This window comes from Clostridioides sp. ES-S-0001-03 (assembly GCF_020676075.1).
Classification (GTDB): Bacteria; Bacillota; Clostridia; order Peptostreptococcales; family Peptostreptococcaceae; genus Clostridioides.
Genome location: NZ_JACVWJ010000019.1, coordinates 1 through 13,030 on the forward strand (window position 1 = coordinate 1; position 13,030 = coordinate 13,030).

At 24.6% G+C, this 13,030-nt stretch carries 16 protein-coding genes; 6 read left to right on the forward strand and 10 right to left on the reverse strand.

Annotated features, from left to right (window positions below; all coding sequences use genetic code 11):
* Positions 1 to 328: hypothetical protein (locus IC174_RS20255; protein ID WP_227483889.1), on the reverse strand; the 328-nt coding region annotated here is incomplete at its 3' end.
* A 15-nt stretch (positions 329 to 343) separates the two neighbouring features.
* Positions 344 to 1,006 carry a hypothetical protein gene (locus IC174_RS20260; RefSeq protein WP_227453475.1) on the reverse strand — a complete coding sequence of 221 codons (663 nt, stop codon included), beginning with the start codon at positions 1,004 to 1,006 and terminating at the stop codon, positions 344 to 346.
* Between the two features lie 136 nt (positions 1,007 to 1,142).
* Between IC174_RS20260 and IC174_RS20265 the strand changes: the two genes are divergently transcribed.
* From IC174_RS20265 to IC174_RS20275, 3 genes are all read left to right on the forward strand, one after another.
* A complete protein-coding gene (locus IC174_RS20265) occupies positions 1,143 to 1,688 on the forward strand; it encodes an RNA polymerase sigma factor (RefSeq protein ID WP_227453476.1) in 546 nt (181 codons plus the stop codon).
* A complete protein-coding gene (locus IC174_RS20270) occupies positions 1,681 to 2,382 on the forward strand; it encodes a DUF4367 domain-containing protein (RefSeq protein ID WP_227483890.1) in 702 nt (233 codons plus the stop codon). The genes IC174_RS20265 and IC174_RS20270 overlap by 8 nt, the downstream gene beginning before the upstream one ends.
* A 69-nt stretch (positions 2,383 to 2,451) precedes the next feature.
* On the forward strand, positions 2,452 to 2,889 hold the full coding sequence (locus tag IC174_RS20275) for a hypothetical protein (protein WP_227453478.1): 438 nt from the start codon (positions 2,452 to 2,454) through the stop codon (positions 2,887 to 2,889).
* Positions 2,890 to 3,027: 138 nt separating this feature from the next.
* Here the strand turns inward: IC174_RS20275 and IC174_RS20280 are convergent, their stop codons facing one another.
* The 3 genes from IC174_RS20280 to IC174_RS20290 form a co-directional block, all read right to left on the reverse strand.
* A complete protein-coding gene (locus IC174_RS20280) occupies positions 3,028 to 3,897 on the reverse strand; it encodes a replication initiation protein (protein ID WP_227483891.1) in 870 nt (289 codons plus the stop codon).
* Positions 3,898 to 5,190: 1,293 nt separating this feature from the next.
* On the reverse strand, positions 5,191 to 5,787 hold the full coding sequence (locus tag IC174_RS20285; RefSeq protein WP_227483892.1) for an SdpI family protein: 597 nt from the start codon (positions 5,785 to 5,787) through the stop codon (positions 5,191 to 5,193).
* A gap of 15 nt (positions 5,788 to 5,802) precedes the next feature.
* Entirely contained in the window at positions 5,803 to 6,060 is a 258-nt protein-coding gene (locus tag IC174_RS20290; RefSeq protein ID WP_048926724.1) for an autorepressor SdpR family transcription factor, read from the reverse strand.
* A gap of 416 nt (positions 6,061 to 6,476) precedes the next feature.
* Here IC174_RS20290 and IC174_RS20295 point away from each other — a divergent pair, with 416 nt between their 5' ends.
* On the forward strand, positions 6,477 to 6,650 hold the full coding sequence (locus IC174_RS20295; protein WP_227483893.1) for a hypothetical protein: 174 nt from the start codon (positions 6,477 to 6,479) through the stop codon (positions 6,648 to 6,650).
* 251 nt (positions 6,651 to 6,901) lie between these two features.
* On the opposite strand, the gene IC174_RS20300 is transcribed toward IC174_RS20295, so the two are convergent.
* The 3 genes from IC174_RS20300 to IC174_RS20310 are packed head-to-tail and all read right to left on the reverse strand — an operon-like array spanning position 6,902 to position 8,866.
* The gene (locus IC174_RS20300; protein WP_227483894.1) at positions 6,902 to 7,462 is read right to left on the reverse strand and encodes a peptidoglycan-binding domain-containing protein; all 561 of its coding nucleotides are present in this window, start codon (positions 7,460 to 7,462) and stop codon (positions 6,902 to 6,904) included.
* Between the two features lie 45 nt (positions 7,463 to 7,507).
* Entirely contained in the window at positions 7,508 to 8,491 is a 984-nt protein-coding gene (locus IC174_RS20305; protein WP_227483895.1) for a M56 family metallopeptidase, read from the reverse strand.
* A 12-nt stretch (positions 8,492 to 8,503) separates the two neighbouring features.
* On the reverse strand, positions 8,504 to 8,866 hold the full coding sequence (locus IC174_RS20310; RefSeq protein ID WP_227483896.1) for a BlaI/MecI/CopY family transcriptional regulator: 363 nt from the start codon (positions 8,864 to 8,866) through the stop codon (positions 8,504 to 8,506).
* Positions 8,867 to 9,736: 870 nt separating this feature from the next.
* Between IC174_RS20310 and IC174_RS20315 the strand changes: the two genes are divergently transcribed.
* On the forward strand, positions 9,737 to 10,798 hold the full coding sequence (locus tag IC174_RS20315; protein WP_227483897.1) for a hypothetical protein: 1,062 nt from the start codon (positions 9,737 to 9,739) through the stop codon (positions 10,796 to 10,798).
* Positions 10,799 to 10,855: 57 nt separating this feature from the next.
* Entirely contained in the window at positions 10,856 to 11,428 is a 573-nt protein-coding gene (locus IC174_RS20320; protein ID WP_227483898.1) for a hypothetical protein, read from the forward strand.
* A 1,030-nt stretch (positions 11,429 to 12,458) separates the two neighbouring features.
* Here IC174_RS20320 and IC174_RS20325 read toward each other — a convergent pair.
* On the reverse strand, positions 12,459 to 12,719 hold the full coding sequence (locus tag IC174_RS20325) for a hypothetical protein (protein ID WP_227483899.1): 261 nt from the start codon (positions 12,717 to 12,719) through the stop codon (positions 12,459 to 12,461).
* Positions 12,720 to 12,757: 38 nt separating this feature from the next.
* A partial coding sequence (locus tag IC174_RS20330; protein WP_227483900.1) for a hypothetical protein occupies positions 12,758 to 13,030 on the reverse strand: 273 nt, incomplete at its 5' end.

Genomic DNA, 13,030 nt, shown 5'->3' on the forward strand with positions numbered 1-13,030 from the left:
GTATATAGAATAAAGTACTAGTATTATTTTTAAATTCTACTAAGCTTACTCCAACGTGTTCGAGTACTTCTTTTTCTTCAATATCAAAATCTTTTTCTGAGATAAAATGAACTTTGATTAAATTTATCCCAGCATCAAATTCATTAGGATTATCTTTATAAACATCAATTAAGTATGGATAATCTTTTAGTTCTGCCTTTCTTTTGCAATCTTCGATTACATAAAAGCCTAATGATTCATTTAAACAATCCTCTGTTTGCATAAGCTTGAAAATTTCGAAGTCTTTCATTCTAAATTCTCCAACTAAATATATATTTGGTTTTTCCATTAACTATATCTCCTTTTATAATATTAATAATACAGCTAACCATGAAGCATATTCTGTAAGTGCAAATAAAGTTACTCCAACAATTGAAACAAATATACTTATTGCGATAATTAAATCATTACGAATTTTTAATTTTAATCCTTGTGAATTCATTTTGCGCTTAGCTTGTTTAGCTTTTGCTTCTTCATCTCTAGCTTTCTTAACATCTTTATGATTTCTTACTTTGTTTTGAATATCTTTAGGAACACCTTTGTTATTCATAGTATTTCCTTTTCCATGAGTTGAAGTTCCATCAAGTGCTTCTTTAGCTTCTACTCCTCCTTTTTTAACGTGTGTATGGTATTTAGTTGCATCACTTCCATGAGGTCTATGTACTGTCATTTTCCAACCTTTTCCTAAGTCTGTCCACTGGTTAAATCCAAATGTTTGCATTTCTCCTGTAGCATTTATTTCATCAGGAGATACATTAAACCTGCTAAGAATTTCTTCTAATTTATCTATTTTTTCTTTAGAAACTGTTCCTAAGCTTCTTTCTTTATAAACTTCTTCAAGTACTTCATTTAACTCTTTCTTATTTTGTTCAAAAGAATATGTACTTGCATAAGTCGGCATTGTGTAACTTAATATCAATAATAGCGATAGTATTGATATTATTGCTTTCGATTTTAATTTTTTCATAATAAATATCCTCCAATTTATTTTATTTAAAGATATAACAAATATAAAAATTATTTTTAGACATATATATCTACAATTCTTTAAATTCTATATAATTTTATTTATAAAGAATATATGTTGTGAGGGAGATTAACTTATGTTGTTATATTTGACTATTATAAATTCAGAAGAAGAAAGGAATAAATTTGAAGATATATATATTAAATACAAGAAACTAATGTTTTATGTTGCTAATCAAATTTTGAAAGATGAAGCATTATCAGAAGATGCTGTTCACAATGCATTTCTAAAAATAATTGATAATCTCGATAAAATAAATGATGTAAACAGTCCAAAAACTAAAGGATTCGTTGTTATTATAGTAAAGAGAATTTCAATAAATATATATAATAAGAGAAAGAGAGAGGAAATAAATGATATTAATGATGAGAGTTATAAATTTAATTCTTTAGATTTATCGATTGAAAAATTAGGCAATTACAGCCACTTAGGAGATGCTTTAAAGAAACTATCTGAAACAGATTTGCAAGTAATCCTATTAAAGTATAGCCATGGTTTTTCTACTAAAGAGATTTCTAAGATATTGAATATAAAAGAGGTTAATTTGTATAAGAAAAATAAAAGAGCATTAGAAAAATTAAAAAAAATTTTAATTGAAATGGAGGCGTTGTCAAATGAATGAAGATAAATTAGATATAGAAAAATTATTATATGAACAGCTTCCAAAAATAGAAGAAAAAATGTTGTATGAATTACCTTGTGATGAAGATATTGACCATGACTTTTCTATAGAATTTGAAAGCAAAATGGATAAACTTATAAAAGAAAATGAAAAAAAAGTAAAAAAGAACTATTATAAAAATTTTAAAAGAATTGCTATTATTTTTATAATAATTTTATCAAGTATAGTCACTATAACTACTATAAAAACAGAAGCTTTTCCTGAAAGCTTAATGAGAATAATGAAGAAGGTATACAAAGAATTTACAGATTATAATTTTATAAACCCTCATAAATCAAATGTATCATTCAAATATATAGAACCTAAGTATATTTCTACTGGATATAAAGAAGTTGAAAGAATTGAAGAAAAAAATTATCTATCAATATCATACAAAGATAAATCAGATAATTACATAATTTATCAAATGATGCCATACTCTAGAGATGTTGTAGTATTAGACACAGAGGATGCGTTTGTTGAAAATATAAAATTTAATAATCATTATGCACAGTATGTTGAAAAAGAAAATACTCAGCAATTATTATGGCATGATAAAAATAATATCTATATGTTATCTAAAGAATTACCTACAAAAAAAATAACTAGAAAAGATAAATCAGAGTTTATTAAAGTTGCAAAAAATATTGAGTAAAAATTTGTCTAAAAAAACGTCCTTTGTTTGTTATGTTGAATATATAAAATTTTACAAGGAGGTTTTTTAATGAAAATAAAAAACGTAATATCAATATTTGTATGTGTGTTAATTATGATGATTTCAGTAAATGTTGTTAGTTTTGCTGACGAATTTAATTCATCTGATATTATTTTTATGGAAGATGTGCAAGAAGAGGTAATACCCTTTTCAGTGAATATATTAAATGGAAGATGCAATATATCATTCTCTAATGGAAAGATTAATATAAGTGCTTCTGTTGTTGGAAAATCTGGAGTAACTAAGACATCTGTTATAACAAAATTACAAGAATTAAAATCTGGGCGTTGGGTAGATTTAAAGACATCTGCAAAGAAAACTGGAGGCAAAACTTGTTCTGTTACAAATTCATACTCTGCTACAAAGGGTCATACATATAGAGGTGTTGCAATCATTACAGCCGGAAATGAATCTAAAACACTAATAAGTACATCTCAAAAATATTAAAAATTTAAGAATTTTTTTGTGGTTTAAAAATGTTACTATTAGATTTTTATGCCCCCATAAATTTATTAGGCTTTGCTTAGTTTTATTTATGTTTTGGGGCATAAACTTCTTATTGTTTTTGGCAATTCAAAAATAAAATCATTTAAACTTTTCCTTTTGACTTTTAGCAATTATGTCATCTAATTCATCAGTAGTATACTTAGTAAATGTTTCATTGAAATTATGAAATTTAGTTTTCTGTCTAGGCATCTCACTAATTTTTTTATTAGTTTTATTTTGTTTAGTATCTGAAGAAACTATATTCTCTCTTTTAGAAAAATACTTCCTATCATCAAAATCTTTTACAAGAAAAGTTATTGACTCTACTTTTCTACCCTTCTTATTTTCAATAAATTCAATATTAAAATAATTTGTTGAAATGAGTTCCTCTATTGCTGGAATAATGACTCGTCTTTTAAAATCGTTATATTTATCATATTTATTTTCTAGCATTAACAATTCTTTTAAAACATCTATTTTGTATGTAATTGCACCTTTTGTCATTGTCCATAATCTAAGCAAATCATAAAAACGTTGAGCATATGAATTCCTTAAACTAAAAAATATTTGTAGGTTTATTGGAGTATAACCAACTTGGATATAGTTTTCTATTAAATCCAGTAATTCATTAGATGTCCTTACAGTAAAAGTTCTTTCATCTTCGTTATATAGCCAATAATATATAAAACTACATTCTCCCCAATTTTTACCACTCCTAATATAAATAGTTCCTGTTCTCAATTTAGTAAATATTTTACTTATAGCTTGGGATGTTGTATAATTAGGACTTTTCATAAGTTCCTTAATTTCTTCAATAGATATTGTTATTTCTAAATTTTTATTTTTTTGAAATTCATATAATAATCTAACAAATAATCTATTTTCTATAGTTTGTAAATCATATTTTGCCATTATAAACTTATTAGACTTCATTAAAACATTAGTTTTTTGCTCTTTAATGTTTCTCATAAATTAGTTCTCCTAAAGTATCTATTTTTGATAATTATAGCTTAATTATTAATAATACGTCAATTATAAATTATATCGCATTTAATTATCAAAGTGTCGTATTAGATTATCAAAGTGTCGTATTAGATTATCAAAGTGTCGCATTTAAATTATCAAAGTGTCGCATTTAAATTATCAAAAGGTAGTATTTACAATAATTTCAGCTAGGTCTAAATACTATTATTAAATACTATTAAATACTATTTATAGGTTTATTACTATTAATAGGGATATACTATATAGATAAATGACAAAATTTAAAATTGTCGTAATTAAAAATCAATAAATTAAGAAAAAATTTAACTTAAAAGTAAAAACTTAAAACCAAAAAATTGGCTCCTAAAATCAATTCTAAACAGATAAGGATAATTACCTTACAAAAGAATAAAAACTTATTTAACAGGCAATTAAACGCGTTATATGATGATTGTAGACTTGTCCTTAATGTGATTAAAACATTGATTTTAATTGTTGCGATATGTGCTATAATATTAATGCAAGGAAAATAATGGTTGAAAAGTGTAAGAGTGGCTATTTCCATATTTAAACGCCAAATTCCATAACGGAAGGAGGTGGAACAGTATGGTGATAAATTTTTTATTGAGTATACTAGCTGGTGTTATATCAGCTTTCATGTATGATAAAATAAAAAACCACTCAAACGCCAATAAGAGTGGTTTAAAAAAATAGTTCTTTAAATCAATTTTGATGGAAATAGCTACTCTTGTATAAAGTAACTCATTATTTCCTTGCTTTTATTATATCACAAAATAGACGCTAGCGTTTAAAAAAATAGTCTAAGAAGACATTATTGTTTAATATATTATATCCTAAATGAACTAAACTATTTACTATATAATAATACTAAACTACTGAGAAAACAATAACTTTAACACTAAGTTTATATTTATATAATCATACTCGAGAGTCGCACAGAACCTTAAATATATATTCTTAACTGGAAAAATATTTAATTAAAATACTCGCTTTATCATACTCAATTTTATAAAGTTTTATTATAAAAAATTAGGCTACGAATTATAAAAAGACATGATAATAAACTTATCATGTCTTTTGTTGAACTATTTATATATAAGGCTATGTTTTAATACAGTGTTGATATTAGAATCATTTTGAATAACAAAAAAAGTAGGGGGATATCGACTGACATACCTCTACTTTTTGTTCACATTATATTAAAATTGTTCAGTAACTATAATATATAGTTTAAAATTTATTTAGAATATCGGTTTATTAATTCAAACCTTTTAATCTCTTATAATAAAATATATAAGAGTGTATGCTTGGTATTATAACCCAAGTTAAAATTCCAACAATACCTACTATATTTCCATCAAAGAAAAATGACATAATAAACATTACTATTGCAATCGGAAAAGATAAATACCCTACCAATCTATGTGCAATTTTCCAAGTTTCTTCATCTCTTATCGTCCAAGGTAATCTTAATCCCAAATACCTATTAAAAGGTATCTTAGGTGATGCATTTCCGAAAATCATCATAAAAGCTGACATTAAACCAATAATTAATATTTTGTTATCTTCTGTAATAGATATTTGATTATCAGATGATGATGAAGCAAGTATAAAACAAAGTACAACGATAAGTAATGTAAACATATTTAAAAATCTAAAAGTTTTAACTTTAGGATTATTTTTCGATAGCTTTACTATATCACTTGCTTGTCTATCTAATACTACTAAAGAGATAATAGCTAAAATACCTAATATTAATATCTCTATATTTGCTTTTGACATCACAAATCCTATTACAAGCATTAAGAGTGATGTAATTAATAATATAATTCTTGTTAAATCATTTTTTTTCATAATATTTTCCTCTCTTTATTTTTTGAATATTTCCAAGAAGTTACCAAGAACTTCTTGAATTACAGAAGTATTAATAGAATAAATTATAAATTGACCTTTCTTCTCAGAGCTCACAAGTTCTGCTTCCCTTAAAATATCTAAATGCTTTGATATTGACGGTTTTGACATATCAAAATGTTCGGCTATTTCACCAGCACTCATATCTCTATTGTTAAGCAACTTTAATATTTCTCTTCTTGTTTTATCACTTAAAGCTTTAAATGCCTTACTCATATAATAACTCCTTTCAATCTTTTTATAGATATTTAACTAATTAGTTAAATATCTATATTTATATTATATTAAGCTTCTTAAAAAAATACAACTATTTTATTGAGTTATGACTATATTTTAAATAAATTATATAATTTAATACTAAAAAAGAGCATCCTATATTGATACTCTTTTACTTCGTAATATATAACAATTGCGTCTTGTTTTTATTATAGCATATTTTACCAATATATTACCAATTACATAAACTCTGGAGTTCTTAATTTGAAATAATGCTATAATGAAAATAGGACACAATTGCTATGTAATGGATAGTATTTTTTATAGTTATATTAGATATACATAGTGTATTTTTTTTAGTGAGTTAGACTATAATTGAGACATGAATTAAATACAAATAAAAGGGAGTGGGATATATGATTTCAAGTAAATTAAAATTGATATTAAGTGGAATAGCAATTTTAATATCTTTTTATGTATTTGCAACTAATGGTAAAAGTTCGTTTAATGCTTTAAATATAGGATTATTTCTAATATTTGCAGTATCATTTATAACCGCATTGGTTTCTTATATGAAAGATAAAAAATAAAGTAACTAATGTTTAAAAACATATATTATTTTGTATATCTATTCTATTTAAATTTCATTATTATAAACAAGGTTAACTTAATAAGGGATTGCTCAATAAATAAAAATGGAGTTTTCCTTATTAAAATATAAGATTCATAATTTTAATATTATACGAAAAAAAGTAGGACATATCAGCATGACCCTACTTTTTTGCTGTTAAAATAGTCTTATTATCAACATTGTTTTAAAACATAGCCATATATAAAAATTCTAATCAAGGTTTGTAGCAGAGGCAAATTTTTGCCATGTTGCACTACCAACAATTCCATCAGCAGTTAAGCCATAACTGCTTTGAAAGCTTTTAACTTTACTAAGTGTAGTGCTTCCAAATTGACTGTCTGCTTCTAAAGAATATCCAACTTTTTTTAATAACAATTGTACTAAATGAACAGGATTTCCTGAATTTCCGTATTTTACAATCGTAGAAGTGTTAACAGTATAGTTTTTATCTCCAGTAACCTTATAATATGAATAATGATAAGTTACTGTAAATGAACTTGCTCTAGCTGAATACAAGTCTATGTTGCTATAAGTTTTTAATTCACTAGGTGTAATAAAAATTTCATCATTAGGTTGTGGCTCTACGCCTATATCCAAACAATTTTCCTCATATTTATCTTTTATTTCTTGTGGTGCATTTTCATACATAAATGTATAACCAGATATAGTAAAGCTTTTTCCTTCACTATTTTGTGTTTCTGCAAAAACTGTGCTACCCATCATAAGGAAACAACAAGTAATTAGCAATATTTTTTTTAATTTTTTTAACATAATTCCTCCCTATAATTTTGAATATATTTTAATACTAGCAAATATTTAATCTATTGTTATAGTAAAAGATTTTTCTTTGCCTGTATTAACTGGCAATGGTGCATCTAAGGAGTGATTAATTGGCTTTGATATAATTGAATCAAATTTAAAATATGTAAATGATGACAATAAGCATAAAATCAATGCTATTAAAATACCACTCTTACCATTATTTTTAAACATATTATAAACTCTTTTTTCAAAATTTGATTTTCTGTGTAATCCAGTAGTGTAGCTATTTGAATCTCTTGAACTTCTTTCAATTGAATCTAAAATTGTGTTAGCATAACTTTTTATATTTTCAAGGGAACAACCTTTTAATACAACTTCATCACAATGTAATTCACAGTTATGATATATAATTCTATCAAGTAGATAAATAAAAGGATTAAAGAAATAAACACACTTTAAAAATAAAACCAAATATCTAATGTACAAATCTTTACTTTTGTAATGAATTAATTCATGTTTTAGAATCCAATATAGTTCATTTAAATTGTAATTATATGGTGGTAAAAGTATATAATTATCAAATAATCCAAAAAATGAAGGTGTATTGATTTCATAAGTATATTTTAGTTTAATGTGCTTTTCTATATTTAATTCTTTTAATAAATTATTATAAAGATTGTTTATTTCAAGATTTTCAATGTCATATGATAAGTCAATAACCAAACTCTTAAACTTTAAATATTTTATAAACCTATAAGTTGCAAGTAAAATAACAATTGTTAGATATATTATTAATACTGTATTTGAATAATCAACTTCATTTAAAATAGGTTTGTATTGAAATTTAGAATCAGAAATAGTATAAGTAAAATAAGAGAATGGAAAAAGTAATCTAACTATTACAATTAGCCAAATATAATAATTAAAACTCTTATTGAAAATTCTGAATATAGTTGTCCTTAAAAGTAGCAGAAAACAAATAACTAGACTACTTGTGATACTGGTTCTTAAAATATCTTTTAGAATTAAATTACACATATATAGTACCTATTATTTCTTAAGTTTTTTAATAAAAGCTCTCAAAGACGCCAATTCATCTTTTCCTATCTTTTCTTTATTAACTGAATCAACTAAACTTACAATAGAATCATTATGTACATTCTTTATAAAATCAGATGTTGCAAACTCTAAGTAGCTCTTTTTATTAATCAAAATTTTATAAGTAGTGTATGCAGGTTTTTTTGTAGGCTCTAAAAACCCTCTTTTAGAAAGCCTAGATAATAGTGTAAGTGTTGTCGTTTGTTTCCATTCTTCACTCATTATATTTACAATATCTCTTGATGTCAATACCTTGTCAGTATCCCAAAATAGCATCATTACTTTAAGTTCAGCACGTGGTATTTTTTCTATCATAATATGTTCCTCCATCCTAATGTTAAAAAAATTAATAAATGTAACTTTATTCTATTAAAATAGAGTAAGACAGTCAATTGTTTTTTGATGAATGATTTACATGTGTAGAGTAAATTAAAAGAAGTGTATCACTTGAAAAGTTTTACGTGCGTAGAGTATTTTTATCAAATTTCTTAATTTTTTTAATTGAATTATATATTCGAATATAAGAGTAAATCAACTTAAAAGATACAAAAAATTAATACTTACTGACATGTAACTGACAAATCAACAAAAATAAGAGTTGATAAAATAAGTGTATATATTGAAATTACTATAATCTATACAAAAATGGCATAAAATACTTATTTTTATGCCGTATATTACCGACATATAAAAAAGTCTTGTAAGTATTGGAATTACTAGTTTGTACAGGTTTTATATGAAGAATTGTCGTTTTGTAAAAAAGGTCACTAAAATTTATAAAAATAATTATTAACTGATATGAATTATCATAAAAAAAGGCATCTATTTCCATGAAAAAAAAATTTTCGTCTGCATGTAAAAATAGCTATAGTAATACGTACAAATGTTCTGTATTTATAGAGTTATTTGTATGTAAATTATATTTTAGATAGTATGTTTAATAGCTTAATAAACAAGGTTTAAGAGTAGGGGGGTGTATGCAGGAGATGAAGGTTGAGGAAAAATTTTCTTTCAGTGTAGTCCTTTCATTTCCACATCATAAAAAAGTATTGAAAGACTGTAAGTTTGATACCCCTTAATAAGGGTGTTATAACTTTAATTTTTTAATTTTGTAATCATGTTTTAGCCTATAAATATAGTGCTAATTATTTATTTGAATTCAATTTCGCTAAGAGGGGTATGGGGATGATAGACAGAGTTAACTTATATAAAAATATAGAGTTAGACAGTAACAAATTCAGTTTAAAGTTAAAAAAATATTATGAAAAAGAAATAGATATATTAACTGGTGAGGTAATAGAAAATATATCTTTATACATGTATATGATGAATGGAGTTAAGTTTTTATATGTTGTAAAATCAAAGAAGCTGATTGTACAAGGTAGATTAATAATGTTACTTAGAAATGCAAATCACGTTTATAATTTAGATGATGTCTATATACAAAAGGAAGAAATAAGGTACAAGGTTAACAGTAAGCTTAGAGAGCTGTTTAATTGCGATATAGATATACTAGATTTTAATGTTGCTACTGTAGAAATTAATTTTAATATATTTAATGTAAATGCAAGTTTATATATAGAATTGTTTAATAAAATAGTTGAGGATAGACAAGACAATAGATATATAAGTTATACGCATGAAAATAACTTACCTACCAATACAAGTGTATATTTAAAATCCAAGTACAACTATGATAATAATATAAATAAGACTTATGCTATAAACTTTTATAATAAGTATAATCAACTTTGTAATCTGAAAAAGAAAGCTGAGGAATTACAGGGTAATAAGATAAATATAACAGACAATGATTTAGAACTAGCAAAGAATGTTTTAAGACTTGAGATAAAATGTGCAAACTATGAAATAAGAAAGTATAGTCGTACATTTAAAGCCTACTTTGAGGATATATACTTATGTAGAGATATAGTTCTAACAAAGTACAAAAGGTTTATATGTAATACTAGACTAGACTTTTATAACTACTATGAAGCTAAAGATATAATTACCAAAACAAACAAATTAAAAAGAAATAGTAAGAAGAAGTTACTACAATACTTAGAATTGAGATATGCAAAAAAGAAAAAGTATTCTAAAGAAGAATTGAAGAAATATTTTAAGATGTTAGAGTTGTTAAATATAGCTCCTGCAATCATTCCGACTAGATATGATGTTAAAAAATTAGAGAGTCCAATTAAATTACTAGATAATAAATTATTTGATTTAAAGGATGTTCATAGATAGAATAAGAATATAACTGTAATACATATGTATTCAGATATATTTAAGAGGTGAAATATTATGAATTGGAATGATTTAAAAAAATGCGATATTAGTGACATTGTAGGGTATGTAAATGAAAAATTGATTGAATATAAAAGTCTTAAAAAGGTTTCAGATAAATTAGAGATTAATGAAAGTACGATAAGAAAATATTTAAATAGCAAGGGATACAGAAGAAAGGAAAATAAATTCGTACTTTTAGAATATACATGTAATCCCCGAAGTAATACAGTTGAAAATAAAGAAAAATCTTCAATTGGTAATCAAGATGATATAAGTAATACAGGTGTAATATCAACTCCAAAATTAAAAGAAAATATGCTCTATATATCACAAGAATCAGAAACTTTAAAAGAAATGATAGAGTGGTTTAAAATCAATAAAACTGGTAAATCAAATTCAGAAGTTATTGAATTAAGAGAAGGAATAAATATAGATTTACCTGAAGCGCCAATTAAAAGAACTACTATTAGAATTAATGAAAAAATATGGGATGAATTTAATATTTTAGTTGAAGAAAATAAACCCTATGATAAGCATGACTTAATGGGACAAGCATTAAAGGAATTTATTGAGAGGTATAGAAAATAAAAATATTAAAAAAAATATATAAATACGGAAAATTTTGCTAGTAAAATTTAATAAGTAGAATTATAATTAATTTATATTAAAAAATTGAATACAAAAAAAGACTACTGCTCGTATTAGGTTTGACAGACCTTCTAACGAGTTAATACCAACTACCGACATAGTTAAGTAACAGTAATCTTTTAACTATAGTTTAAAATACTAAATGTTTTGACAGAACATAGAGTATATAAAATATAGCTGTTATCTTCTTAGATATACATAAATTATAAGAGATGAAAGAAAAAAAATCAAGATGATAACGATAAAAGATAGAAATTACAAGCTTTGTTCAAGATAGTTGGACAAGGCTTTTTTTAAATGGTTTTATAGTGGAAGGACGTTTGACCAAGTGCAAACCGTAGGCTTGACAAAGCACAGGGGTAGCCGACAAAACGTTTGGGATAGCCAACTGCATATACATATATCTAGTACTATATGGACGGGCAGAAAGTAGTGACTCGATACTACAATAAATAAAAGCGAGGGGGGAGTTTCTTTGTGGAGCATCTATATATCTTACTATTGGGGGAAACGATAGAGAGCATTAAGTTGCAAAAGAATAGATGTTATAACTGTACTAGTCCTATAAAATGCCGATATACTGGGCAAGGAAAGTTATCCTACACTTGTTTGTAGGGTAACTATGTCCAATTTTAGCCTCTATCTAGGCAGTTTAGTCAAGTGCGTTGATTTATTTAATTTTATATTTTTAATTATTTTGACATAGTTATATATATTGTTTTAAAGGAATCTTTTTTAGGAAATAGAAATGTAAAAAAGTAATTGAAATTCTTTCTTAGAATGTCTAAAAATGAAGTTTATATTTAAAGATGATTTATTAAAGAAGAAAAATCACTTATCAATAACTATTAATTTTTTTGATTCTTTGGGGAATCAATTAATTTAAAAAAGACATAATAATCATTATGTCTTTTTATATTTCTTTATCTATCAGAAACACTGGCAGATATTACACATGTTTGATGTATTATTATTTTTTATTTAAAATTAATTTGATTATATCAGGTTTAGTTAAATTATGAACTCCCTTGGAAAATAATATTCCGCCTATTATTAAAAACATATAAGAATAGTTTTTAAATATTTGATTTTCAATTATGTCTCCAAAGCCTTTATCAGCTAAGTATCTTACTTTCAATGATAATGCTAAGTCATTATTAAAAAGTAATATTATAAAACCTAATACTATTAATATTAAATTAACTTTTAAATACATATTTTTATCTTCCATTTTTAATCATTTCCTTCTGTAATTATTTAAATTTATATTTACTCTTGATATAGATTACTTAAAGAGTTAATTTTAAAATTTAAGACATTAGGCTTTAATTCTGTAACTTGTAACAATTCATTATATAATTTAAATGGATTTTCATCATACATGTTTAAAAATCTTTTGATGTCTTTGTTTTTATGTATATAGAATAAAGTACTAGTATTATTTTTAAATTCTACTAAGCTTACTCCAACGTGTTCGAGTACTTCTTTTTCTTCAATATCAAAATCTTTTTCTGAGATAAAATGAACTTTGATTAAATTTAT

Bases quoted from the DNA above. Each gene is read 5' to 3' on its own strand.
- IC174_RS20275 (WP_227453478.1), top strand. From the start codon at position 2,452: ATGAAAATAAAAAACGTAATATCAATATTTGTATGTGTGTTAATTATG.
- IC174_RS20265 (WP_227453476.1), top strand. From the start codon at position 1,143: ATGTTGTTATATTTGACTATTATAAATTCAGAAGAAGAAAGGAATAAA.
- IC174_RS20260 (WP_227453475.1), bottom strand. From the start codon at position 1,006: ATGAAAAAATTAAAATCGAAAGCAATAATATCAATACTATCGCTATTA.
- IC174_RS20300 (WP_227483894.1), bottom strand. From the start codon at position 7,462: ATGTTAAAAAAATTAAAAAAAATATTGCTAATTACTTGTTGTTTCCTT.
- IC174_RS20280 (WP_227483891.1), bottom strand. From the start codon at position 3,897: ATGAGAAACATTAAAGAGCAAAAAACTAATGTTTTAATGAAGTCTAAT.
- IC174_RS20285 (WP_227483892.1), bottom strand. From the start codon at position 5,787: ATGAAAAAAAATGATTTAACAAGAATTATATTATTAATTACATCACTC.
- IC174_RS20290 (WP_048926724.1), bottom strand. From the start codon at position 6,060: ATGAGTAAGGCATTTAAAGCTTTAAGTGATAAAACAAGAAGAGAAATA.
- IC174_RS20305 (WP_227483895.1), bottom strand. From the start codon at position 8,491: ATGTGTAATTTAATTCTAAAAGATATTTTAAGAACCAGTATCACAAGT.
- IC174_RS20325 (WP_227483899.1), bottom strand. From the start codon at position 12,719: ATGGAAGATAAAAATATGTATTTAAAAGTTAATTTAATATTAATAGTA.
- IC174_RS20310 (WP_227483896.1), bottom strand. From the start codon at position 8,866: ATGATAGAAAAAATACCACGTGCTGAACTTAAAGTAATGATGCTATTT.
- IC174_RS20270 (WP_227483890.1), top strand. From the start codon at position 1,681: ATGAATGAAGATAAATTAGATATAGAAAAATTATTATATGAACAGCTT.
- IC174_RS20295 (WP_227483893.1), top strand. From the start codon at position 6,477: ATGATTTCAAGTAAATTAAAATTGATATTAAGTGGAATAGCAATTTTA.
- IC174_RS20315 (WP_227483897.1), top strand. From the start codon at position 9,737: ATGATAGACAGAGTTAACTTATATAAAAATATAGAGTTAGACAGTAAC.
- IC174_RS20320 (WP_227483898.1), top strand. From the start codon at position 10,856: ATGAATTGGAATGATTTAAAAAAATGCGATATTAGTGACATTGTAGGG.